Raw genomic sequence first — 24,168 nt, forward strand, 5'->3', positions numbered from 1 at the left:
GTGTCTTGCCCAGTCATAGAGCTCGCTCAACAGTTAATTAAACGCCCTTCCCTCAGCCCGAACGACGAGGGCTGCCAGGCACTCATGATTGAACGACTGACGGCGATTGGCTTTACCGTCGAAGCAATGGATTTTGGCGATACCCAAAATTTCTGGGCATGGCGCGGCACAGGTAAAACGCTGGCCTTTGCGGGGCACACCGATGTGGTTCCCAGCGGCGATGAAAGCCATTGGCAGCATCCGCCGTTTGAACCCATTATCCGTGACGGTATGTTGTATGGTCGCGGTGCAGCAGATATGAAAGGTTCACTGGCAGCCATGGTGATTGCCGCCGAGCGTTTCGTCGCAGCCCACCCTAACCATCAGGGGCGTCTGGCGTTTCTGATTACGTCAGACGAAGAAGCTAGCGCCATTAACGGCACCGTAAAAGTGGTCGATGCGCTGATGGCACGCAACGAGCGATTGGACTACTGCCTGGTCGGCGAGCCGTCCAGTACGCATGTCGTAGGCGACGTGGTGAAAAACGGCCGTCGTGGTTCTATCACCGCGAATTTACGCGTACATGGCGTTCAAGGGCATGTTGCTTATCCTCATTTGGCAGACAACCCCGTTCACCGTGCAGCACCAGCGCTGAACGAGCTGATCGCCACCGAATGGGATCGGGGCAACGACTTCTTCCCACCAACCACCATGCAGATTGCCAATATTCAGGCAGGCACGGGGAGCAATAACGTCATCCCCGGAGAACTGTTTGTGCAATTCAATTTCCGTTTCAGCACCGAATTAACGGATGTGTTAATCCAGCAGCGCGTAGCGGAATTACTGGATCGCCACCAGCTTAATTACACCATTGACTGGAAGCTTTCCGGCCAGCCATTCCTGACCGCACGCGGCGAACTGGTCGATGCCGTGGTGAATGCCGTCAAGCATTACAACGAAGTCACCCCAGAGCTGCTGACGAATGGTGGCACCTCCGACGGCCGTTTCATTGCCCGCATGGGTGCGCAGGTCGTTGAGCTAGGTCCCGTCAACGCCACGATTCATAAAGTCGACGAATGCGTCAACGCGGCAGACCTACAACTGCTAAGCCGGATGTATCAGCGCATTATGGAGCAGCTCATCGCATGATGACGCCAGCTATGTTAACCGGTAAAAGCGACCAGCATCTGGTCACTTTACACGGTCGCCATCGTCTTCAGCCGGAAGCGGTAACCGCGTTTCTGGCGCTACAGCACGCGGCAAAAACAGCAGGATTTAACCTACAGCCCGCCAGCACATTTCGCGATTTTGAGCGTCAGCGCCAGATCTGGAATAGCAAGTTTCGCGGCGAGCGTCCCGTCATGGATGCCAACAGCCAACCGCTAGATATAGCGTCTCTGGACGATGGGGAACGCTGTGAGGCCATTCTGCGCTGGTCTGCGATGCCGGGCTCCAGCCGTCACCATTGGGGCAGCGATCTTGATATCTACGATCCTGATTTATTACCCGTAGGCCGTTCGCTCCAGTTGGAACCGTGGGAATATGAAGAAGGCGGCTATTTTGCCACACTGAATGCGTGGCTGAGCGCACACATGCATGAATACGGTTTTTATCGGCCTTATGCACACGATCTCGGCGGTGTCGCAGTCGAACCCTGGCATATCAGCTATTATCCATTAGCACAGTATGCGGAAGAGCAGCTTACACCCGACCTCATTCTTGCCGCCTGGCAAGATGAAGACATTGCAGGCTACCATTGGCTTTGCCAGCACTTGCCGCAGCTGTTTACCCGTTACATTCATAACGTTGATGAGGCGTGACCATGGCATGGCTGGCTGATTACTGGTGGATAATCCTGATTATCCTGATAGGCATGCTGATTAACGGCATCAAAGAATTGCGTAACGTTGACCATACGCGTTTTCTGCTCAATAAACCGAAATTGCCCCCACATCGTGACAACAACGATAAATGGGACGATGAAGACGACGACTGGCCGAAGAAAAAACCCTGACTCCTGTCATCGCCAAACTGCCTGCACGCGAGCTAAGCCCCGCGCTGCGGGCGGTTTGGATTCTCATGCAGCGGGAACAAAACTTTCCGCCCGCTCCAGAAGAAAATCATAAAACTCTTTCGCGCACACCGAAAGCTGCCGCTCTTTATCCGTTACCAGATAGATACCGCGCTGCAATGATAAATCCCGGAATGGAATAATCGCGATATCTTTGTGCTGGAACTGGAACAGCGTCAGCCCCGTCACAATACTCACGCCATAATTTGCTGCCACCAGCCCCATCATGGTGGTCAACTGACGCACTTCCAGCACGTAGTTAAAACCTTCTGGTTCGATAAGCTGATCGGTGTACTGCCGAATGCTGGTGCCTTTGCAAAACCCGACAAACGGGTATTGCGCCACATCGGCCACATCAACACTGTCGCGCTGCGCCAGCGGGTGCGAATTCTGGCAAATCAGATAAAAACTGTCGGCGAACAGCATGCGAGAACTGAATGTTCCCGGTGACGGCTGCCCTGCCGTCAATGCCAGATCGGCACGCCCATCCAACACGGCTTTCAGGCAGCGATCCCACTGCGTATCCAGCAGTTCAACCTTTATCTTGGGGTAAGCACGATGATATTGCGCCAGCACCTGAGGCAACCATTCCACCGCCATTGACGGCAGCACTGCCAACACAATCTTCCCTTTATACCCCGTGGCATAAGACTTGATTTCACCAACGGCATCGTCATGGGTTTGCACCAGCCGACGGGCAATATCAATGAAATGGAGGCCATCAGCGTTGAGCTGCACTTTACGTGTATCACGGTCAAACAGTCGATAACCGACCTCTTCCTCTAACCCGGCAATTAATGAACTAAATGCAGGTTGCGAGAGATTTATTTTCTGAGCGGCACGCGTGAAATTATCAGTTTCAGTCAGTGCGATAAAGGCCCGTAATTGTTTTATCGATAAGTTCATAGTGTTTTTATATAAATAAAATGAAGTCTCCGGTAAGAAAGGAACAAATTCAATAGAAAACGATCGGCACCTACTATTTTTATGATCCTTCCCGCATTTATTTAATTCCATTCAAACAACGTTCGGCATTCATAAAAATGGACATTTTAGATAAATATCACAAAGCGTAAAAAACAATTGAACAAAAAGACCTAACTAAGCAAACCAAATCAATCAATTAGCCATTAATAAGAAAAACAAAACAATTAATTTCATTAACAAATGAAATAAACCCATCAGATTTACGAATAAAACCATTGCGATTACGAGTTAGTATAAAGAGGGTCAGGGGTGATAAAAATAGCGCAGACAAAAAATCAAATGACTCTGGGATAAGCATTCATTTTTTATTTGTTAATTATTACATGGATTGTTATTGAGTTGTTTAATTTATTGTAAATAAAACCATACGATTATACTAATGAGGAGTTTTTATGCTGGCTCTCATCGGGGTGCTCACTATAGCTACCCTGCTATTTTTCATCATGACAAAACGAATGTCGCCTTTGGTTGCGCTCATCGTGATTCCGGTTCTCGGTGCACTCGCAGCAGGTAGTGGCACCGATACCGCGAAATACGTGGTAGACGGCATCACCAAGCTGGCACCGATGGCGGCGATGTTTGTTTTTGCCATCGCCTTCTTTGGCGTAGTCACCGATGCCGGTATGTTTGATCCTATTATCAAAGGGATCTTACGCATGGTCGGCACCAACCCGGTAAAAATCATTATCGGTACAGGCGTGTTAGCGCTGATTGCACACCTGGACGGTAACGGTGCCGTCACTTTTCTGATCACCATTCCCGCGATGCTGCCGCTGTTTAATAAGCTCGGCATGGATAAGCGCATTCTGGTCGGCATTACAGCGCTCAGCGCAGGAGTTAACTTCCTGCCGTGGACCGGGCCGATGATCCGTGCTGCTGCCGCGTTGAACACCACCACGCACGACCTGTTCATTCCGCTCATCCCGGCACAGGTCTGCGGCCTGACTTTCATGGTGCTCATGGGCTATTACTGGGGCAAGAAAGAAGAGAAGCGTCTGGGATTAGCAGCGGGTAATCCGCTGGCGGGTGGTACGCAATCCATCACGGCTCAAGAGCATGTAAAAGAGCTGACCGATGCAGAAAAAGCGCTACGTCGTCCGAAGATGTTCTGGGTCAACATTGCGCTGGTTCTTGCCGTTATCGGCACCATGGTGTTTACCAAAATTTCACCGACGGTCGCCTTCATGATCGCCCTGACGCTGGCGCTGATGTTCAACTACCCCAACGTTGAAATGCAAAAAGAACGTATTAACGCCCACGCCAAAGCCGCACTGATGATGGCCAGCATTCTGTTCGCTGCGGGTGCCTTCACCGGCATCATGAGCGGTACAGGCATGCTGAAAGCAATGTCGCTCTCGGCGGTCAGCTTTGTGCCAGAGTCTTTTGCCTCCCACATTCCGTTTATCGTCGGTCTGATTTCCATGCCGCTGAGTCTGGTGTTCGATCCTGATTCGTACTACTTCGGCATCATGCCAGTTATTGCCCACACCGTGGACATGCTGGGTGTACCGCCGATTCAGGTTGCTCAGGCTTCCGTATTAGGACAGATGACCACGGGCTTCCCGGTTAGCCCGCTCACACCAGCGACCTTCCTGCTGGTCAGCCTGGCAGGTGTCGATCTCGCCGACCACCAGAAATTCTCTATTCCTGTGCTCTGGGCCGCCAGCGTCATCATGACGTTCGCCTGCGTCATCTTCGGGGTCTTCCCCTTATAGGGACATACAGTTTCCCATTGATTACGCCAACAGACACATTTCATTGATAAAGGTAAGTTTATGAAAACAATCCGTATTGGTTCCGGCGCTGGCTATGCTGGCGACCGCATCGAACCGGCCGTAGAACTGGCTCAAAAAGGCGACATTCAGTATCTGGTATTTGAATGTCTGGCGGAACGTACTATCGCCATCGGCCAAAAGCAAAAACAGCAGAATCCAGAAAAAGGCTACAACGAACTACTGGCCGACCGCATGCACGCCGTGCTGCCCCTCTGTCTGGAAAAAGGTATCAAGATCATCACCAACATGGGATCGGCTAACCCTGTCGCCGCCGGTCAGCGCGTATTGGAAATCGCCAAAGAACTCGGCGCAGACAAGCTGAAGATTGCGATCGTCACCGGTGACGATGTGCACTCGGTGCTGATCGCACAAGATTCCAAATTGGATGAGATTGGCTTACCTATTTCACGCTGCGGCAAAGACATTCTTTCCGCCAATGCCTATCTGGGTGCGGATGCGCTGGTTGAAGCATTGCGTCAAGGTGCGGACGTGATTATCGCCGGTCGCGTTTCCGATCCCTCTCTATTCCTGTCTGCGATGATGTATGAATTCGACTGGGCTGCCGATGACTGGGATCGTTTGGGCAAAGGCACCTGCCTCGGCCACCTGCTGGAATGTGCGGGACAAATCACCGGCGGTTACTATGCCGACCCGGGTGTTAAAGATATCCCTAATCTTGACCGTTTGGGCTTCCCAATTGCGGAAATTACCGAAGATGGTAGCGCCGTGATCACCAAGGTTGAGGGTTCCGGCGGCTGTGTCTGTGTGGATACCTGTAAAGAACAGTTGCTGTACGAAATCCACCGCCCGGACAGCTACATCACCCCAGACGTCATTGCCGATTTCAGCCACGTGACATTTACGCAAGACGGTGAGAACCGTGTGCGCGTACAGGGTGCAACCGGACGAGCAAAAACCGACACCTTAAAAGTGTCTGTCGGCTATCAGGATGGGTTCATCGGCGAAGGCGAAATTTCTTACGCCGGTCCCGGCGCGGTAGCGCGTGGTCGTTTGGCACTGGATATCGTTAAAGGACGTTTTGCGCTGTGCCAGCTTGATCCTCAGGAAGTGCGCTACGACCTGATCGGCGTTGATTCACTGCACGGCGCACAGCGGTCGCAAAGCAGCGAGCCGTATGAAGTTCGCGCTCGCGTCGCAGCACGCTGCACCTCCAGAGCACAGGCGGTCAAAGTGGGTAACGAAGTTGAAACGCTCTATACCAACGGCCCGGCAGGCGGCGGCGGTGTTAACAAAGCAGTAAAAGAAATACTGGCGATGGATTCCACCCTGCTGTCTCGCGCCTGCGTCACACCAGCCGTTGATTATCTGGAGATTAAATAATGAAACTGCGTGAAATTGCTCACTCTCGTACCGGTGATAAAGGAAATACCTCCAATATTTCGCTGATTGCTTACCGTGCGGAAGATTATGAAGTGCTGAAAGAGAAGATCACTGCCGAAAAAGTGAAATCCTGGTTTGCCGATATCGTGACGGGTGATGTCGTCCGCTATGAATTACCCAGCATCGGCGCACTGAATTTCGTCATGTACGGCGCACTCGGCGGCGGCGTCACGCGCTCGCTGGCGCTGGACATGCATGGCAAAGGATTAAGCTCGGCCATACTGGATATCGATATTTAATCCGATAACAGGGAACAGATGGAGATTATTTAACCCCCCTCTGTTCCCGCTAAATAACGTACATGTGCCGCCATGATTAGCAGATATTTATTTATCTGCGGGGATTCGTGCGGCCATTTTTCAGAGCAACAACTTTCAGAGTCATTATTTAAGAGTAAATATGCAATGAACAATAAAGTCATTGATGCCAGCCATTTCCGTTCTTATTTATTTGACGGAATGACAATTATGTTCGGTGGTTTTATGGGCGTCGGAACACCGAAATTATTGGTAGATGAAATCATTAAATCCGGCGTCTCTGATTTAACGCTGATTGGAAATGATACCGGGTTTGTCGATACCGGCGTTGGGCCGTTAATTGTCAGCGGTCAGGTAAAAAAACTGATTACCTCACACATTGGTACGAACCCAGAAACCGGGCGCCGTATGCTGTCCGGCGAAATTGACGTAGAGCTGGTGCCACAAGGGACGCTAGCGGAACGCATTCGCAGCGGCGGCGCGGGCTTAGGCGGTTTTCTGACACCAACCGGCGTTGGTACCATCGTCGAAGAGAATAAACAAAAAATAACCATTAACGATATTACCTATTTATTAGAGCTGCCAATTAAAGCAGATCTAGCCATATTACAAGCCAGCATTGCCGATACCAGCGGAAACCTTATTTATCACCTCACTGCCCGTAATTTTAACCCACTCATTGCACTCGCAGCGAAAAAGGTCGTGGCGCAATGTGAGCAGGTTATTCCGGTTGGCCAACTTGCGCCGGAATGTATTGTCACCCCAGCGGCGCTGGTCGATCACCTTTATTTGGGAGAGAAATAATGGATGCGAAAGAATTAATCGCCCGCCGCGTCGCGCTGGAACTGAAAAACGGTGACGTGGTGAATTTAGGCATTGGTTTACCCACCAAAGTGGCGAATTACGTGCCGCACGGCATCGAAGTGACCTTCCAATCAGAGAACGGCTTTTTGGGGCTTGGAGCAGTTACCGAGCCGGATGGCAATCTGGTTAACGCCGGGGGTCAGGCATGCGGCATGGTGCCGGGTGCCGCAATGTTCGATAGCGCCTTTTCCTTTGCGCTGATTCGTGGCGGCCATGTCGATGTCTGCGTGCTGGGCGGCTTGCAGGTCGATGAGCACGGTAGCCTCGCCAACTGGATGGTACCGGGAAAGATGGTGCCTGGCATGGGTGGCGCGATGGATCTGGTTGTCGGCGCGAAGAAGGTCATCATCGCCCTTGAGCACTGCGCCAAAAATGGCGATGCGAAGCTATTGCACCAGTGCACCTACCCACTGACTGCCGCCAATAAAGTCAGCATGGTCGTCACTGAACTGGCGGTCTTCCAGTTTATCGACCAGCAAATGGTGCTGACCGAAATCAGCCCTGACATCACCGTGGACGAACTGCGCCAAAAAACCGAGGCGAACTTCACCGTGTCCGCCGCTTTACAACCCTTCAGCATTCATTAATCGAGGCAACCATGAACGACTCCGTTGTTATTGTTAATGCCAAACGTACCGCAATTGGTAAATTCGCAGGCAGCCTGGCCAACACATCGGCTATCGACATGGCAGCAGCCACCATCCGTGACTGCCTGTCGACGCTGCCGGACACGCTGGCGATTGATGAAGTGATCCTCGGTAACGTACTGCAAGCCGGTTTGGGGCAAAACCCGGCGCATCAGGCCAGCCAGGCTGCGGACCTGTCTTTTGAAACCCCTTCGCTGACCATCAGCAAAGTGTGTGGTTCCGGCCTGAAGGCGGTTGTGCTGGGTGCCCAGTCGATTCTGTCCGGCGATAATCAGGTCTGCGTGACCGGTGGGATGGAAAACATGAGCGCCGCGCCTTACCTGTTGGAAAAAGCGCGCCACGGTTATCGCATGGGAGACGGCAAGCTCGTTGACATCATGATTAACGATGGCCTGTGGTGTGCGTTTAATGATTACCACATGGGCACCACGGCGGAAAATATCGCCGAACGCTACCAACTCACGCGAGAAGAACAGGATCTGGTGGCGCTGGCATCGCAGCAGAAAGCGGTCGCCGCGATTGAAGCGGGTCGCTTCAAAGCCGAAATTACCCCGCTGTCACTGCGTAGCAAAAAAGAGACGCGGATTTTCGATCGGGATGAATTCCCTCGTGCAGACACCACACTGGCATCGCTGGCCGCGTTACGTCCGGCGTTTTCCGCGAATGGCACCGTCACCGCAGGTAATGCGTCCGGCATTAACGATGCTGCCGCGACGCTGGTGTTAATGCGTGAATCCGAAGCGAAAAAACAGGGGATTACCCCGCTGGCGCGGATCCGCAGTTGGGCATCTGCTGGGGTGCCGAGTGAGGTGATGGGGCTGGGGCCAATTCCGGCAACGCAGAAAGCCTTGCTAAAGGCTGGGTTGACGATCGGTGATATCGACCTGATTGAAGCGAATGAAGCCTTTGCCGCACAATTCCTGGCCGTACAGCGCGACCTGCAACTCGATCCAGAAAAAGTGAACGTCAACGGCGGCGCAATTGCGCTGGGCCACCCTATCGGCGCGAGCGGTGCGCGTATTCTCGTCACGCTGGTACATGCGCTGCATAGCTATAACAAAACGCTGGGATTGGCGACGCTGTGCATCGGCGGCGGACAAGGTATTGCGATGATCGTCGAGCGCGTTTAAAGCGGGTTGTTCCCGGTTAAAACGACAATGCAGGCCATTACGGCCTGCATTGCTTTGTTCGTGCTACACGTTTCGATCAGCAGCAGCACGATTCCTCGGTTAAAACGTTTCCCAATTTGCATTCGCTGATCCGGCAGACGTGGGTTTGGGCAACAGCGATTTTGGTAATGCAGTAAGAGAAGGTGCGCTCGCCGCACGGTGTTCCTGCGCGGCCGCCTGATTAATTTTGAACACCTCAACTGCGTTCTGCAAAAATCTGGCCTGCTCTTCCAATGCCGCCGCGGCAGAAGCCGATTCCTCAACCAACGAGGCGTTTTGTTGCGTGACGCGGTCCATTTCATTAACCGCCTGCCCGACCTGATCGATCCCCCGGCTTTGTTCATCCGACGCCGACGCGATTTCACCCATGATATCCGTTACCCGGCTCACGGCGCTGACGATTTCCTTCATCGTATCGCCCGCGTCTTTAACCTGCACAGAACCGGTATGAGCACGGCTAACCGAATCGTCAATCAGCGCTTTAATCTCTTTAGCAGCCTGAGCACTGCGCTGTGCCAGCGTACGGACTTCACCCGCTACCACGGCAAAGCCCCGTCCTTGTTCCCCCGCTCGCGCCGCTTCTACTGCCGCATTCAGTGCCAGAATATTGGTTTGGAAAGCAATGCTATCAATCACACTGGTAATGTGGGCGATCTTTTGTGAGCTATCAGAAATCTCATTCATCGTTTTCACGACATTATCGACGACAGCGCCACCTTTATTCGCCGTCTCCGATGCATTTTTTGCCAGCAGCGTGGCCTGACGTGCGTTGTCTGAATTCTGTTTCACCGTTGCGGTTAGCTGCTCCATGCTGGCCGCCGTTTCCTGTAGCGAGGCGGCCTGTTGCTCCGTACGCGAAGACAGATCGTTGCTGCCCACCGAAATTTCACTCGCTCCAGAATGAATGGAGTAGGAACTGTCGCGCACCAGACTCACGGTGCGGATTAATGACTGCTGCATATGGTGCAACCCCGCCGCCAATTGGCTCATCTCATTACGGCCTGCGGTATCAATATGATGCGTCAGGTTACCCTCGGCGATAGCACTGATATGCCGCATGAGCGTACGCAGCGGGTGCAGAAGAATACGCTGTAATCCGATCCAACTGAGGATAATCACTAGCACGACAACCACGGAGAGTGCGCCTAAGAGCCACAGCATGGTTTCAAATGCGACGTGGTTTTCCTGTAAGCCGTCATCCGACAACTGATTTTGTGCCGCACGCCACGTAATATAAGCGTCCTGCATTGCCACGTTAAACGGTGTCGCCCCACTGCTCAATTTCATCGCTGCTCCCGCTAACCCACCGGAAAGCGAATCCACAATATCATTCAGTAGCTTGTCATAAGCGGTATAGCTTGCCTCAAGTTTTTTGGATAATGCTTCATCCAATCCGGGCGTATTAGGCAGAGACAAATAATGTTTATAACTACTCTCTGAGGCAGCCAACTGTGATTTGGCCTGCTGTAAAAGTGCCTGCATGGCCTCTTTATCCGCATTCCCCATCATCATGTTTTGTATAATTGAACCGATAGCGATGCGTGTCTGGTTCATCATAATCCAGGCATCAGTAAAGGCGGCCACATTCTGGTTAGAGCGTTGAGAAACAAGGAAACTATCTCTATCGTTCATCAATGCCCGAACGGATAGCGCCCCTGTTAAAAACTGAGATATTCCTAATACAAACAATAAAATGACAAGGATGGTAATGACTTTAATACGCTTAAACATGGCACACCCTCTTTTTCCATAAGGATGTGATAGTTATATCCGAAAAAATAAAGGAAATATTGAACACTCAACACAAATAAAAACATTGCCTATATTATTTAACATCCATATATGGATTATATTATTTTAAATATGGATAAAACCTCACCTACAAAATATATCCTTTATTTTGAATTGAGGCAGCGCCGACAAATCATTATGTATACCGTACGTAATGATAACGAGCGCTGCCGCATCAACAATCACCAATAAGATAATCTGATAGATTATCTTATTTCAGATAAGCCAGCGCCTGCTTCAGCATTTGTTCATCAATACCGTGCCCGACACCGGGTGCGATATCCAACGTAAACGACGTCCCGAGTTCCTGAAAGCGATGAGCGGCAGCATGAGCATGCCCAACCACAATAACGCCGTCTGCTTCACCGTGAATCAGATGCACCGCGACATCAGCAAAGGCTTTTTCTGGCAAAACGGCAAAGCGACCGCTGAAGGCAACAATGTGCCCAGCCAGCGAGGACTCAGACTTCAACGCTTCCAGCGACATGATGCTCCCCTGCGAGAAACCCACCAGCACGGTTTGTTCCGCACTAATGCCATTTTGTTCCTGCCAGTGGCGCACGGTATCAACAAAACGCGGCAGGTTTGCTTCAATTCGGGATAACCGGTTCTCTTCCGTGACGCCCTGAACAGAAAACCACTGCCGCCCGTCGCCATAGCCAGTGCTGAACGGCCCGGCAATACTGATCACGATCGCCTGCGGTAATGCAGCGGCAAAATAGCGTCCAATCTGCGCCATACCAGCGGCGGTATCGCCCACACCATGAAACAACAGAATTAACCGATTTGCCTCTGAGGGTTGCTGAACAACAACATAATCTTGATTCATGTTTTTCTCCTGAAGGCCTGCGTCAAACGCAACACCTGGCGACGTTCGTCATAAAGTACGGTTAATTCTCACTATACGCCGCGCACTGACAGGAGAAATCGGGAATTACTGAACGAGATGTTCCATTTTTTGCAACGACAGGCGGAGCCTCCCACAATCTCTCCCTGTCAATGCGGTTTGATAATGCGGATCGTTGAAGCCGGATCGTTCGTCAGGCAACTTACCGGACGCACGGGCCGTTTGACCAATCCTCCCCCACAGTTCGGACAGGCGTGATGAAATACGGAATCCGCACAGTCAGGACAGAACGTGCATTCATAGGAGCAGATATACGTTTCGGCGTCCGGCGGCAAATCACAGTCGCAGTGTTCACAGTTAGGGCGTAATTCCAGCATCGGCTTATCCTAATTCAACAAAAAATAGTGAGGCTCTCGCTGTCACTTTTCTGTGGTTATTGCACAAAGATCAGTGAAGGAGACTGAGGTTCTTTTCTACCAGAAACCGTCATTCATGCAAATAAGGTTTATACGCCGAAATAATGCATCGCATTAACGTCAACCTTACTTTCCAAATCCCTTTTTATTTGGGAGGCGGCTCTATGTTCTAAAATGCAGGGAAAATAAAATGACAGCAGCAGCGCAGCTATTTTCATTAAAAAAGAACGTTTCGTTAAAAAGAAAAACATTTCGCCAATCCGTCATTGCAGCCAATATCAGTATCGCATTACTGATGTTGGCAGGTTGCGGCAGTAGCGGAGGTGGTGGCGGTGAAACTGCCAGCGTCGCGCCAACGTCGCCATCGCCGACGACGCCAACAACTCCCACTACTCCAACAACACCGGAAACGCCAACCACATCTGCCGTTAAAGTCGGGATTATTGATTCCGGTCTTGAAGCGGCTCGCCCGGAATTTAATTACAGCAACCTGCACTTTTCAACGTTTGTCGGCGGTAACCCGCAAGTCAATGATAATCAGGGCGTGAACGGGCACGGTACGCTCGTGGCGCTGACGCTTGCAGGAATAGCAACGGAACGTTATTTGGGAGGCATTGCGCCAGACAGCGAACTCTACATCGCACAATCCTCGGCAAATAATCGATTTAATTATCAAAACACCACGAATGCGGTGAGCTGGCTGCTCAATTCAGGCGTAAAAATTATCAATATGTCCTATGCTTCGGAGGAACGGCTCACCAGCACCGCCGAACTGACGACTGCCCGCAATAGCCTTGACTACCAACTCGTTCGCAGTGACCTACGAAATATTGTTAACGCCGAAGCGCTGAGTATCGTCGCCACGGGGAATAATGCCGGTTCCACTCCCTCGCCCAATACCCAAATCCCACTAATTTTTGGTGATGCCTCGCTGCAAAAAGGCATTTTAGCCGTTACCGGGTATGTTCCCGAATGGGTAGGCAATGATGGCACCACACGCCCTTCAGAACTCTATCTCTTTGATGCCTGCGGTAATGTCGCGGCCTACTGCATGAGCGCACCGGGCTACGTCGATTATCCGATTGCCAACAGCAGCACAATAGAACGAAGCCACGGCACCTCGTTTGCGGCTCCGCGCGTTGCAGGCGGCGCATCACTCGTCAAGGCAGTCTACCCGTGGATGACTGGCTATAACCTGCAACAGACCTTGCTTACTACCGCGACCTATCACACCGATGGCTATCGACGATACGACGCGGATAATTCTTACTATGAAACCATCAGGGACAGCGAGGGGAATGTTACCGAGGTTATTTTCCGTCCAGCCTATACCACCGTCGCCGACACCGCCAACGGCAGGCCCTACAATGACACCTTTGGCTGGGGAGATCTGAATACCGAGAAAGCGGTAAAAGGCCCGGCGATGTTTTATGCCGATGATTTTACCGCCCGCCTGACAGCAGGAAATTACACCTTCGCCAACGACATCAGCGGCGACTACGGTCTCATCGTCAACGGCGCCAGCAATGCGGGAGGCGTTCTGCATTTAACCGGCAGTAACACCTATAGAGGCGACACGCTGATTACCGCCAACAGTTTGTACGTTGACGGTTCAATTACGGGCAATGCCAGCGTATCCGGCTCCGGCACGCTGGCAGGAAAAGGTCGTATTGGCGGCAATGTGAGTAACACGAGTATCGTTGCCACCACCGCAGATGGCGGGTTGACCGTCGGGGGCAATTATACCCAAGGCAGTAACGGCCTGCTGAGCGTGACGTTAGCCAATCCGTTCACCGTTGAAGGTAGCGCAGTGCTGGATGGCGGATTACGCGTTGGTCTCCCCAGCAACACCTATATCGTTCAGGCTCAAGAAACACTACTGCACAGCAATCAGGGGGTCAGCGGCACCTTCAGTAATGTCGATCTCGGCCTGTTCCTGACGGGGAACCTGACCTACGCCAGCAACGATGTGACAGGTGCATTTAGCCGCCTCAACACGGTAGACGCGGTTACCAACAGCGGCTTACAAAGCGCTGCACAGTTGCAGACCGCTGCCAATATCGAATCGGCGCTACAGGTTGCCGACCGCTGGTCAACCTTATCCTCAACCAGCGAGCAGCAATCCAGCTTGTTGGCGAAGGCCGCCGCATTTCAGCAGTTGGGCAGCGCGGGAGCCGCAGCCATCGCACTGGATTCACTGTCCGGTCAGGCGCACGCTTCCAGCAACGCGATTCTGTTTACTAGTCTGGATTATCAGAACCAGCTCCTAAACAACCGGCTGGATCTGTTAGGGAGCGGGAAGCACTACGGACTATGGATTGAAACGGGCAAGCTGCGCGGCGATCTGAGACAGTCCGGCTATCTGGGTAGCGATTACGATATCACCCTGACGGCCATCGGTACGGATACCGACTTCAACACCCCAGGATTACGCGCCGGGGTTGCCTATACCAACAGCCAGATCAAAGCGGACTATGACGGTAGCGGCGGCAGTAGTGAGAATGAGCTGCATGGGGTAATGACCTACGCGCGCTACAACCTTACGCCAGAGTGGTACATTCAGGGCAACCTAAGCTATCAGCACGGCAGCGATAAGCTGAAGCGTTCTATCTTATTGAATAATGTCGAAGCCGTTTCCAGCAGCACCTCAAGCGATAGCTGGCAGAGCCTGCTCAAGACCGGCTACGAATTTGCGATCAACGACATCTTTAGCGTTCAACCCTATGCAGGACTCAAATACAGCTATCTGTCTACCGGCGGCTTTACAGATACCGGCAGCGCATTCGGGCTGACGGGAGAAGGCAACGATTATTCCCGTACCGTGGGTCTGACGGGGCTTAACCTGCGCGCCCTGCTGCAATGGAATCAGGGATGGTGGAGCAGCATCGGTGTTAGCGGTGAGTATCAACATGCGTTTACTAACCCATCGCTTGACGTCTCCGCCCGCTGGAGCGGACTGGGCCGTGAAGGCGAGCGCCTCGATATTCCGGGCATTCGACTGGATAAAGACTCGCAGTGGGCAGGCGTGAGGCTAGACGTAGGTAAGGCAGCGGATGCACGTTTCTTCTTGCGTGCTGACAAACACTTTGCCGATCGCGGTAACGAAGAAGTGCTGCGCGGCGGCGTCGACGTTTCCTTCTAACCACCCATGACGCTGGCGGCATCTCCGTCGGCGTCAATATAATATTCCCATCATCACGGAAAAACTCGAATTTAAATGTAGCTAACCACAAGCAGCTCGATGTATATATTCATATTTCTTCTGTTCTATACCACTTTAATCATGAGACCTAAATTCATACATGCCGTAAAATAACTCAATCTGGGTGCTTAATTCTCAATCAGTTCAATAAGGGAAAACGGCGTGAAAAGAATAATTCTCTCCTTTGTTATTTCTAGCATTTTAATCCTATTCGTCGCAGGTTACTTTGCAATCGAGAATAATCCTTATTCAGGTATCGCAGCGTCCGTCGCTGGATATGTCATCGGCGCCATAATCGTGTTAGCAGCTAAGGCAATAATTTTCAGGCACAAAACATCACCCTATGACGTTATGGCTATTGCCGTCATCACGATATTGTTTTCTCTGTCTACGGCTACTTTCGACCTATTTTTCTCAAGCTCTCCGCCACTCATTAAAGCATTACTAGCCAGTACTATTTTACTGGTTGCTGGTTTTATCACGCTGAAAATCTTCCATCATTCAAATAAAGGCACTTTATTAGAAAAAAAATAAGATGCCCTCAACATTGAAAGGTAAATAAAGTGGAACAGAGTGACAAACCCTATCTGCAACGTGTCTATTTTCATCCAAAGAAAATACGTGATCCCCAACATTATCCATTGTCCATTCCGGCAATCCGCGATCTCGAAAAGATTCGCTTCCACCCCGATGTTACTTTTTTTGTAGGAGAGAACGGTTCTGGAAAATCAACGTTGTTAGAAGCCGTGGCGATAGCGATGGGATTCAACCCGGAAGGCGGCTCGCGTAACTTCAATTTCAGCACCCGCGACTCCCATTCTAACCTGAGTAGCTACCTGCGCATCGTCAAAGGTATAATGCGTCCGCGCACCGGCTATTTTTTACGGGCAGAAAGTTTTTTCAATGTCGCAACAGAAATAGAAAATATCGATCCCGGCCTGATTCAACTGGCCTACGGCGGTGTGTCGCTCCACCAGCAGTCGCACGGCGAATCGTTTATGGCGCTGTTAAACCATCGCTTTGGCCCCAACGGGTTTTATCTGCTGGACGAACCGGAAGCCGCGCTGTCTCCTACTCGGCAGCTCACTGCGCTAGCGCGTATCCACCAGTTAGTGAACTCTGGGTGTCAGTTTATTATTGCTACTCATTCCCCGATTATCCTGGCCTACCCCAATGCGGTTATTTATCACTTCGGTGAAGAGGGTATTCAGCAGGTTGCGTGGCAGGAGACGGAGCACTATCAAATCACGCGGCAGTTTTTAAATAACCCACAGGGTATGATGGATATCTTATTCGCCGATGATAACATCGGCGAATCCCTTTAGCGTCTGGGCGATTGCTCTGTCACCGGGCTATTCCAGTCGGGTGTTTTTCGCCCTGCGAGATGACGAATAAAAAAGTCCCACATTAGCCGCTGACCGTATGCACCGCCGCTTACACCGTGACCTCCACCGGGCATATAAAACAGGTCAAAATCCTTATTGGCTTTAATCAGCCGATCGACAACCTGCATCGTTGTGGATGGATCAACGTTTTTATCCAGCTCCCCCACCATCAGCAACAATTTGCCCTGTAAACGCCAGGCATTTTCTGCATTGGAAGACTCCGTATACTCCTTTCCTATCGGCCACCCCATCCACTGCTCATTCCACCAGATTTTATCCATACGATTATCGTGACTGCCAGAATCCGCCACCGCGACAGTATAAAATTCAGGATGAAAGAGCAGTGCTGCCATCGCGCTCTGCCCGCCCGCAGAAACCCCCGTAATACCGACACCACGAGCAATGTCATACCAGGGATACTGTCGTGCTACTGCCTGATGCCACAGAATCCTATCGGGGAAACCCGCATCCTTGAGGTTACGCCATGCCATATCGTGAAACGCACGCGAGCGGTTATTGGTGCCCATTCCGTCAATCTTTGCCACAGCAAAGCCTAATTCGGTCAAGGGTTCGGGCCAAAAGGAAAAATCTTTCGGCACAAAAGAGCCATGCGGCCCGGCATAGATCCCCTCAACAACAGGATATTTTTCCCCTTCATTAACATTATGTGGCGGATAAATAAGCCCCCAGATTTCGGTTTTACCGTCTCTACCCGGCGCTATGAACGGAACCGGAGGACGCCAGCCAGCGGCACGCAAGCGACTGATATCGGTGGTATTGACGCGCATAACGGCTTGATTATCGGCCGTACGATAGAGCGTGGTGATCGGCGGCAGATCGTAGCGCGAGTAGGTATCGATATAGTAATCGCCGTTGGGTGAAAAATTCAGCGTGTGGTTGGCGGGTTCCGGTGTTAATGCCGTCAGCTCGCTACCGTCAAAGCCGATTTTGTAGCCGTGTGTGTAATAGGGATCTTCACCTTGATTGATGCCTGATGCACTGAAGTAAATTACCCGATTCTTTTCATCAACCCAGTTAACGGCGCGCACTACCCAATCACCTTGGGTAATGGCGTTTTTCACTGTTCCGGTCACAGCATCATACAGATACAGATGCTGCCACCCACTGCGCTCTGAAGCCCAGACGATCTCTGTACCGTTAGCCAGATCGTGCCGGTAATATTTACCGCTGCCGGTCAAAACCCCTGTCAGCGGCATATAATCGATAAACGTGTCCGCCGTTTCGTTAATCATCGTGCGTGCCTTGCCCGTTTCGCTATCCACTTCAATAACCCGATATACCTGATGACCACGCTGATTATATTCAAATGTGAAAACACGCCCCCCCTTCTGCCAAACGGGGTAAGAGAGCGAATAGGGATTTGGAAACAGAGCCGGATCGATAGCCGTAATACGCCGTGAAGCCACCTCAATCACGACTGGCTGAGGCTTATCCCACGCATCGCCCGGTTTAGGGTAGGCAATCTGACTGTATTTCGGCTGTAACTGGTCTGCGGGCGAGGATTCAATGTAGTGAACATAACGTTTTTCAGCCCGCTGAGTACGGAATAGTACTAATCTCGCGCTGTCTGGAGACCAACTCAATCGTTCGATCTCGTACTCATTCTCTGCCGTTCCGTCCTGCGTGATGGTGGTCCGTTCACCATCCTGCTTACCGATCAGCACCAAATTGTGATTATCAACGATCGCCTCCCATTTCCCATCGGGCGATATCCGGCTCTGATACTGAGGGGTACCCTGACCGGGCTCCGAGGTTTGAGAGAGATCGGACACAACACGGCATTGATAGAGATGGATATCACAGCCAAGCAATCGTGCCCCTTGAGGGATAAATAACAGTTTTGCCTGTTCGTTATAATCAATCTGTTCAAACGGCAGTGTCGTCGCCGTCACTGGCTTGGTGAGTAATGGGTTGAGCGCCTGTGCCAGACGCTCGTGATCGAAAGCAGGCCGCTGAGTCTGGCTGGCGGCCTCCACCCGCATAAATTCATAACCACTGGGTCTATCTGCTGTGGCAACAACCGAGCGACGATAAACAAACGACTGGCCATCCGACTGCCATATCATCCGCCCCGGATAATGATCAACCAGCGTCCGGTAATACTGTCCCAGTTCCCGAACCCGGCGATAATCCTCGCGGTTCAGATCGGGCGACTCACTCGCCACGCCAGGCAAGGCCACGCTCGCTAAAAGCACTATCAGTACGTTGATACCGTGGCGCGTCATCGCCAGTCTGGTTTTCCCTATCATGATGGTTATCACTTCCGGTTAGCGGTGTCAGATGTAAATGATGAGTATGGAAGGCAGCCAGCGTTTCCCGATGTGCCACGCTGATGATGGCGCTGTCAGGTAAAGCGTTTACCAGCGCTTGATAAACCCGCTGTTCCGTCTCCGGATCCAGCGCGCTGGTTGCTTCATCCAGAAAAATAAAATCGGGTCGATGCAGCAACGTGCGGGCTATCGCCACTCGCTGCTGCTCACCGCCAGATAGCAGATGCTGCCAGCGATCTTCATTCTCCAACTGCGTCACCATATCCGGTAATTCACTATCGAACAGAGCCTGCCGACACTGCTCGTCGGTAAAATCCCGCACGTTGCCGGGGTAACACAGTGCCGCTTTCAACGTTCCCGTTGGGAGATAGCTTTTTTGTGGTAAAAATAGATAGTGTCTGTGGCGAGGACGCACAATTTCCCCCGTACCGTGATGCCATAGGCCAGCACAGGCGCGCAGTAGTGTGCTCTTACCCACCCCGGATACACCATTCACCATCCATCGTTCACCGGGTAATACTTGCCATTGATTCAACGCCGTTAACGCACGGCCATCCGGTGTGAACAGATTCAGCCCCCGACAGGAAAATTCAGGCCCATCTTGTTCCGTCACCAGAATGGGCGACGACTGCCGCTCGCTTTTATTCAGCACCTCTTCCATATCCTGCAAACGCTTCGTTAACGCCAGCCAACGAGTGAAGGCCTGATACGCCTGCATAAAGAAACTCAGCGTGGCGCCCAATGAGCCATACGCCATCTGAATACGCGTCAGATCGCCAAAGGTGATCTCGCCACGCAGCAGTTGTGGCAACGCCAGCAGCGTCGGTAAGGGAGAAAGGAAATGGCTAAACAGACTCTGACCAAATGACACTTTAAAGCCACGTAACAGTACGGCTAACGCATTGTCGCGCACGCGGGCAAACCGCTGGGTCAGTCGTTCCCCTTCGCGTGTGCCGCCTTGGTAGAAGGCAATCTGTTCCGCGTTTTCACGAATTTGAACCCCCAAAAAGCGGAAGTCTCCTTCCGCATTCTGCTGGTTCATATTCAGTTTGATCAGCGCTTTGCCAAGCCAGTGTGAGAGTCCAACCTGTAGGAAATATTCAATATAGAGAACGTAAACCATATAGCCGGGTATCGCCCAGTCACTGCCCATGAACGAGAAGCGCAGCACCCCGGACACCGACCAAAATAGTGCGGTGTAGGTGACAGTGCTGATGACGACCGAGATAATGCTGAGAAGAAAATTCAGCGAGGCCGACACCAGTTCGTTAACGTCATCGGCGATACGCTGATCGACATTCGTCAGCGTACCATCCCTTTCTATTTGGTAATACGCCGATGTCCCTGTCCAACGCCGAACATAATCAAGCGTCATCCAGGTACGCCAACGCAACGCCAGATATCCCTGAGCGAGTACATTTGTCCACCTCAGCATCATCGCACCCAGACCGAGTACGAAGCTGAAGATAAACAGCGGTTTTATTTGCTCCCAATCCAGACCTATCAACGCATCGGTAAATTTCCCCGATATCCGGTTCGCCTCCACGCTGATATAGGCTGTCCCCAGATTAATGCTAATAATCACCGCCAGAATAAACAGCGCCAGATATTTCTCCGGCGTCAGCCAATAGGGCATCAGAATCTGGCCGATGCCCGGTCTTGTCGTACTCGTCTCGCTTGCGTTCATGCGTCGTTTCTACCTGCTGATTCGCGTGAATGGCCGTTCTCGTTGTCCGTCGAACGCGTTATCAGAACGAATACGTCCCGGTAAGGCGCCATATCCGGCCATCTTTTACCCCCACCCATGAACGCGTGGATGATGGATAGTAGATATCGCGATCGAAAACGTTATTGACGCCCAGCGTCAGCGACCATACAGGCTGGCGATAGAAGACAGAGGCATCTGTCGAATATTGGCTACCGATATCAAAGGATTGCGTACCGCGTCCGCTGCTGGCACGTGAAGTCCCACTCACGCCAACAGAAGCTCCAGCCCCCTGAAAACGCCCTGACTGAATCTCATAGGACGTCCAAACGTTGCTGGCATGGCGCGGCGATCCTTGAGACTGAACCGCAGAAGGATCTTTGTTATCCGAATAGGTATAACTGGCTGTTACGTCCCATCCAGGCAGCACGGTGCCATTCAGATCGACATCAAATCCTTGCGTTTCACGTCCTTCCGTACCGACCGCAATCCCATTCTGGAACACCACCAGATTTTGCTGTTTCAAGCTGAAAAAAGCGGTCGTCAATGTCAGGTCATCATCCAGCAAATTGAATTTCAGCCCTGCTTCTTTGGATTTACCCGTCGTCGGCGGCATCGTTTCCCCCGTGCGGCTAACCTGCGCATTACCGCTGAAGCTGTTCAGCAGGTTGGCATAAATCGTAATATCGGGCGTAATATCAAAGCTAAGACCGTAATTTGGAATCCATTTACTGGAGGAATAATTAGAAGGACGCGTTCCCACCAGATAAGAGTTATTCCAACTGGAGCGCTTCAGAGCAAGTTGGGCGTGCCATCTTTCCCACAGATCGATTTGATCCTGCAACAGGAAACCACTCTGGATCAGCTTCGAGTTATAGGTTTGCCTTGTGGGTTCACCAATACCGGGATAGACCAGCGAATCAGGGTTGTAGACATTGCCGTTAGTCAGCAACGTAAAGTCGCCATCGTAGCTGGTAAAACGCCCGTATTGGTAATCATGCCCAATCAGGAGCGTTTGGGTAATCGGCCCTAATTCCACTTTGCCACGGAAATCGTTTTGCAGGCTCCAGTTCTGGTTGGTGGACTTATAGGCCAATGGGTGGCTGAATTTACTGCCATCATTATTGATTTGCAGCGTTTCATTCATTTTGGCCTGCATAGAGGCGCTTTGGAAACCCGCTTTACTGTTGAACGTCCAGCCGTGCAGCAGATCTTGTTCAAACTCGTAATAGGCATTCGTCGTTTTCAGCTTGTTATGATCATCCTTGTCGCCCAGTCGGTAGACGGGGAGTTTTTGTATCGCCCCATTGCTGAAGAACGTTCCCGCCGGGCCAGAATCACGGAGTTGATTCACTTCCGCCCCCACCGTCAGCCGTGTGGCGTCCCCTTTCCATGAGAAAGCTGGGGCCAAATAGTCATTGTGGTTGCCGTTGAAGTCAGGATAAGAATGATTGGACTTCATGGTTGACGCATTTAAACGGTAGCTGAAAGCCTTGTCATCCGTGAGCGCACCGCCGAGGTCAATGGCAGTTTTGAATTCACCGTAACGCGCGGCCTCTACCTTGACGCGCCGGATCGTCTCCGTCACAGGCTTTTTGCGCACGATGTTAATCGTTCCTGCGGCAGAGCTGCTCCCCGCCAATACCGATTGCGGCCCTTTCAGTACCTCAACACGTTCGATACCATCGATAGCCGTTCCCTGACCAATACCGGCGTTGCTGGATCCGGCAAGACCGTCCGTCGCGCCCGATGTCACGTTAAAACCGCGAATCCAATAGGTGGGAGTGCCCCGGTTAGACTGCACCGTCACCACGCTACCTGAGTTTTTCAACGCATCTTCCAGCGAGGTAGCCTGACGCTCATTGATCAGCTTATTACTGATTACCTGAACCGACTGTGCCGTTTGTTGCAGCGAGGTATTAGTGCGTAATGCCGAAGATGACGTACCGGGGTTCAATACGGTTTCATCTTCACTGCCTGCACTGACAGTAATCGCAGGCAGCGTTTTATCACTCGCCTGTGCCACTTCTGCATCATTAGCGCGGGAAGAAACGATGGTCAGCGTGCCATTATCCGTCGTCGTCAATAATAACGGCGTACCTTGCAGTAAGCGTAAAATAGCCTGACGCGTTGAATAATTGCCATTCAGCGCGGCACTCTGATAATTAGCCACCAGCGCAGGATTAAAAGAGAGCGTCTGTTTGCTTTGATTGGCGATAGCCAATAGCCCTTTTTGCAGATCACCCGCAGGAATAGAAAATGCCACGGTGTCATTTTCACCCACCGCATAGACGGTCATAGGAACGGTCGCCGCCCCCATGAATAGCGCAGAATTAATCGCCAACATATTAGTGAAGAATAAGCGCTTCTTAAAACTCAGCCCCAGAGCGGGAGAGGCAGCATTACGTTTTTTCATTTTTCCCTCGTCAATTGCTTCAACAAATCAGTTTTTATTGGTCTTCGTATGATTTGTGCAATGACGATGAAAAAGTGACAGCAGGAATAGATTTTTTTTATGAATTAATTTTCCTTCAATAAGGTTCGAGTTGATTTAAAAAAAGTATTCCCCATTTTTCTCACCATTCAATGCGCCAGATATAAGAAAAACACCATCAATCAGCCTTCATCAACGGCCTTACCGCCGCGTCATTGCAAAATGCGGGAAATCTTTTTTTTTACAAATTTCTTAGCAACATAACAATTATAAATAAACATATAAGAAAAACGTTGTTTGACTCATCCGTATTTTGTCTTAAAACGCAATACAGGACTTATTGTTTTCGCTGTGTTGCGTCCTCGGGTTACCCCGGTTCAAAGATTGTCTGCTTATGTCGTGAGTTATGTTACTGAGGATGCCCTATGTATACCGAGTCTGTTAAAAAAACCGACTTACTGTCGCTGATATTTCGCAGCGACTATCGCTGGCTAACAGACAAATTACGCCGCCGCATTGCCTACGGCTGTGAAGCGGAAGATGTCGCCTCAGAGGCATTTCTACGTTTAGCTTCTCTACCGAATCTCGCCAACGTACAAGAACCGCGCGCAATGCTAACCACGCTCGCCAAACGCGTGCTGTATGAAAATTGGCGTCGCCGCGATCTGGAAAAAGCGTATCTCACCGCGCTGGCGAGTAAACCTGAATTTCACCATCCGTCACCGGAAGAGCAACAGCTGTTGATGGAAGCTCTGTTTTTCATCGATCAAGCATTGGACGGGCTTTCCACTAATGCACGACGGGCCTTTCTGTACAGCCAGCTTGATGGCATGACCTATGCTGACATTGCCGTACAGCTCAATGTCTCCACCAGTATGGTGAGAAAATATATCGCCAAAGCGCTGACCAACTGCTATCTGGCCACGCAGGATAGCAGTAACTTATAG

At 51.3% G+C, this 24,168-nt stretch carries 20 protein-coding genes; 13 read left to right on the forward strand and 7 right to left on the reverse strand.

The genetic code is table 11. The annotated features are described in order from the left end of the window. The 3 genes from dapE to CLR69_RS09930 are packed head-to-tail and all read left to right on the forward strand — an operon-like array spanning position 1 to position 1,993. Entirely contained in the window at positions 1-1,128 is a 1,128-nt protein-coding gene (gene dapE, locus CLR69_RS09920) for a succinyl-diaminopimelate desuccinylase (protein WP_129712542.1), read from the forward strand. Continuing rightward, on the forward strand, positions 1,125-1,799 hold the full coding sequence (locus CLR69_RS09925; protein WP_129712543.1) for a M15 family metallopeptidase: 675 nt from the start codon (positions 1,125-1,127) through the stop codon (positions 1,797-1,799). Before dapE ends, CLR69_RS09925 begins: the two co-directional genes overlap by 4 nt. A 2-nt stretch (positions 1,800-1,801) precedes the next feature. Further along, positions 1,802-1,993 (forward strand): YpfN family protein, encoded by a 192-nt coding sequence (locus CLR69_RS09930; RefSeq protein ID WP_015839454.1) that lies wholly within the window; start codon positions 1,802-1,804, stop codon positions 1,991-1,993. 63 nt (positions 1,994-2,056) lie between these two features. On the opposite strand, the gene CLR69_RS09935 is transcribed toward CLR69_RS09930, so the two are convergent. Beyond that, positions 2,057-2,956, reverse strand: a complete 900-nt coding sequence (locus CLR69_RS09935) for a LysR family transcriptional regulator (protein ID WP_129703521.1) — start codon at positions 2,954-2,956, stop codon at positions 2,057-2,059. 473 nt (positions 2,957-3,429) lie between these two features. Between CLR69_RS09935 and CLR69_RS09940 the strand changes: the two genes are divergently transcribed. The 6 genes from CLR69_RS09940 (at position 3,430) to CLR69_RS09965 (ending at position 9,111) form a co-directional block, all read left to right on the forward strand. Further along, the gene (locus CLR69_RS09940; RefSeq protein ID WP_129712544.1) at positions 3,430-4,752 is read left to right on the forward strand and encodes a CitMHS family transporter; all 1,323 of its coding nucleotides are present in this window, start codon (positions 3,430-3,432) and stop codon (positions 4,750-4,752) included. A 60-nt stretch (positions 4,753-4,812) separates the two neighbouring features. Then, a complete protein-coding gene (locus tag CLR69_RS09945) occupies positions 4,813-6,153 on the forward strand; it encodes an acyclic terpene utilization AtuA family protein (protein ID WP_129703517.1) in 1,341 nt (446 codons plus the stop codon). Next, a complete protein-coding gene (locus tag CLR69_RS09950) occupies positions 6,153-6,452 on the forward strand; it encodes an AtuA-related protein (protein ID WP_011092873.1) in 300 nt (99 codons plus the stop codon). Before CLR69_RS09945 ends, CLR69_RS09950 begins: the two co-directional genes overlap by 1 nt. 165 nt (positions 6,453-6,617) lie before the next feature. Next, positions 6,618-7,274, forward strand: coding sequence for an acetate CoA-transferase subunit alpha (gene atoD, locus CLR69_RS09955; protein WP_129703515.1), 657 nt, complete (start codon positions 6,618-6,620; stop codon positions 7,272-7,274). Continuing rightward, positions 7,274-7,921 (forward strand): 3-oxoacid CoA-transferase subunit B, encoded by a 648-nt coding sequence (locus CLR69_RS09960; protein WP_129703513.1) that lies wholly within the window; start codon positions 7,274-7,276, stop codon positions 7,919-7,921. Before atoD ends, CLR69_RS09960 begins: the two co-directional genes overlap by 1 nt. Positions 7,922-7,932: 11 nt before the next feature. Beyond that, positions 7,933-9,111 carry an acetyl-CoA C-acetyltransferase gene (locus CLR69_RS09965; protein WP_129712545.1) on the forward strand — a complete coding sequence of 393 codons (1,179 nt, stop codon included), beginning with the start codon at positions 7,933-7,935 and terminating at the stop codon, positions 9,109-9,111. A 99-nt stretch (positions 9,112-9,210) separates the two neighbouring features. Here CLR69_RS09965 and CLR69_RS09970 read toward each other — a convergent pair whose 3' ends face one another. The 3 genes from CLR69_RS09970 to CLR69_RS09980 form a co-directional block, all read right to left on the reverse strand. Beyond that, a complete protein-coding gene (locus CLR69_RS09970; RefSeq protein ID WP_129713370.1) occupies positions 9,211-10,881 on the reverse strand; it encodes a methyl-accepting chemotaxis protein in 1,671 nt (556 codons plus the stop codon). 271 nt (positions 10,882-11,152) lie between these two features. Beyond that, positions 11,153-11,770: an esterase gene (gene ypfH, locus CLR69_RS09975; protein WP_129703507.1), complete on the reverse strand. Its 618-nt coding sequence runs from the start codon at positions 11,768-11,770 to the stop codon at positions 11,153-11,155. A gap of 167 nt (positions 11,771-11,937) precedes the next feature. Further along, positions 11,938-12,165 (reverse strand): DUF1272 domain-containing protein, encoded by a 228-nt coding sequence (locus tag CLR69_RS09980; RefSeq protein WP_129703505.1) that lies wholly within the window; start codon positions 12,163-12,165, stop codon positions 11,938-11,940. A 229-nt stretch (positions 12,166-12,394) separates the two neighbouring features. Between CLR69_RS09980 and CLR69_RS09985 the strand changes: the two genes are divergently transcribed. The 3 genes from CLR69_RS09985 (at position 12,395) to CLR69_RS09995 (ending at position 16,731) form a co-directional block, all read left to right on the forward strand. Beyond that, positions 12,395-15,346, forward strand: a complete 2,952-nt coding sequence (locus CLR69_RS09985) for an autotransporter serine protease (RefSeq protein WP_129712547.1) — start codon at positions 12,395-12,397, stop codon at positions 15,344-15,346. Between the two features lie 222 nt (positions 15,347-15,568). Continuing rightward, a complete protein-coding gene (locus tag CLR69_RS09990) occupies positions 15,569-15,940 on the forward strand; it encodes a hypothetical protein (RefSeq protein ID WP_129712548.1) in 372 nt (123 codons plus the stop codon). Between the two features lie 29 nt (positions 15,941-15,969). Beyond that, positions 15,970-16,731: an AAA family ATPase gene (locus CLR69_RS09995; protein WP_129712549.1), complete on the forward strand. Its 762-nt coding sequence runs from the start codon at positions 15,970-15,972 to the stop codon at positions 16,729-16,731. Here the strand turns inward: CLR69_RS09995 and CLR69_RS10000 are convergent. The 3 genes from CLR69_RS10000 to CLR69_RS10010 all read right to left on the reverse strand — a co-directional run bounded on the left by CLR69_RS10000 (position 16,728) and on the right by CLR69_RS10010 (position 23,203). Beyond that, the gene (locus CLR69_RS10000) at positions 16,728-19,061 is read right to left on the reverse strand and encodes a DPP IV N-terminal domain-containing protein (protein ID WP_242451576.1); all 2,334 of its coding nucleotides are present in this window, start codon (positions 19,059-19,061) and stop codon (positions 16,728-16,730) included. The two genes, CLR69_RS09995 and CLR69_RS10000, sit on opposite strands and share 4 nt — an antisense overlap. Next, entirely contained in the window at positions 18,967-20,769 is a 1,803-nt protein-coding gene (locus tag CLR69_RS10005; protein ID WP_129712550.1) for an ABC transporter ATP-binding protein/permease, read from the reverse strand. The genes CLR69_RS10000 and CLR69_RS10005 overlap by 95 nt, the downstream gene beginning before the upstream one ends. Before the next feature lie 61 nt (positions 20,770-20,830). Further along, on the reverse strand, positions 20,831-23,203 hold the full coding sequence (locus tag CLR69_RS10010) for a TonB-dependent siderophore receptor (RefSeq protein ID WP_129712551.1): 2,373 nt from the start codon (positions 23,201-23,203) through the stop codon (positions 20,831-20,833). Between the two features lie 443 nt (positions 23,204-23,646). Between CLR69_RS10010 and CLR69_RS10015 the strand changes: the two genes are divergently transcribed. Further along, on the forward strand, positions 23,647-24,168 hold the full coding sequence (locus tag CLR69_RS10015; RefSeq protein WP_129703493.1) for a sigma-70 family RNA polymerase sigma factor: 522 nt from the start codon (positions 23,647-23,649) through the stop codon (positions 24,166-24,168).

The organism is Pectobacterium zantedeschiae, assembly GCF_004137795.1.
Classification (GTDB): domain Bacteria; phylum Pseudomonadota; class Gammaproteobacteria; order Enterobacterales; family Enterobacteriaceae; genus Pectobacterium; species Pectobacterium zantedeschiae.

Excerpts from the sequence above, each read along its gene's own strand:
- CLR69_RS09925 (WP_129712543.1), top strand. The coding sequence starts at position 1,125 with ATGATGACGCCAGCTATGTTAACCGGTAAAAGCGACCAGCATCTGGTC.
- CLR69_RS09930 (WP_015839454.1), top strand. The coding sequence starts at position 1,802 with ATGGCATGGCTGGCTGATTACTGGTGGATAATCCTGATTATCCTGATA.
- CLR69_RS09935 (WP_129703521.1), bottom strand. The coding sequence starts at position 2,956 with ATGAACTTATCGATAAAACAATTACGGGCCTTTATCGCACTGACTGAA.
- CLR69_RS09940 (WP_129712544.1), top strand. The coding sequence starts at position 3,430 with ATGCTGGCTCTCATCGGGGTGCTCACTATAGCTACCCTGCTATTTTTC.
- CLR69_RS09945 (WP_129703517.1), top strand. The coding sequence starts at position 4,813 with ATGAAAACAATCCGTATTGGTTCCGGCGCTGGCTATGCTGGCGACCGC.
- CLR69_RS09950 (WP_011092873.1), top strand. The coding sequence starts at position 6,153 with ATGAAACTGCGTGAAATTGCTCACTCTCGTACCGGTGATAAAGGAAAT.
- atoD (WP_129703515.1), top strand. The coding sequence starts at position 6,618 with ATGAACAATAAAGTCATTGATGCCAGCCATTTCCGTTCTTATTTATTT.
- CLR69_RS09960 (WP_129703513.1), top strand. The coding sequence starts at position 7,274 with ATGGATGCGAAAGAATTAATCGCCCGCCGCGTCGCGCTGGAACTGAAA.
- CLR69_RS09965 (WP_129712545.1), top strand. The coding sequence starts at position 7,933 with ATGAACGACTCCGTTGTTATTGTTAATGCCAAACGTACCGCAATTGGT.
- CLR69_RS09970 (WP_129713370.1), bottom strand. The coding sequence starts at position 10,881 with ATGTTTAAGCGTATTAAAGTCATTACCATCCTTGTCATTTTATTGTTT.
- ypfH (WP_129703507.1), bottom strand. The coding sequence starts at position 11,770 with ATGAATCAAGATTATGTTGTTGTTCAGCAACCCTCAGAGGCAAATCGG.
- CLR69_RS09980 (WP_129703505.1), bottom strand. The coding sequence starts at position 12,165 with ATGCTGGAATTACGCCCTAACTGTGAACACTGCGACTGTGATTTGCCG.
- CLR69_RS09985 (WP_129712547.1), top strand. The coding sequence starts at position 12,395 with ATGACAGCAGCAGCGCAGCTATTTTCATTAAAAAAGAACGTTTCGTTA.
- CLR69_RS10000 (WP_242451576.1), bottom strand. The coding sequence starts at position 19,061 with ATGATAGGGAAAACCAGACTGGCGATGACGCGCCACGGTATCAACGTA.
- CLR69_RS10005 (WP_129712550.1), bottom strand. The coding sequence starts at position 20,769 with ATGAACGCAAGCGAGACGAGTACGACAAGACCGGGCATCGGCCAGATT.
- CLR69_RS10010 (WP_129712551.1), bottom strand. The coding sequence starts at position 23,203 with ATGAAAAAACGTAATGCTGCCTCTCCCGCTCTGGGGCTGAGTTTTAAG.
- CLR69_RS10015 (WP_129703493.1), top strand. The coding sequence starts at position 23,647 with ATGTATACCGAGTCTGTTAAAAAAACCGACTTACTGTCGCTGATATTT.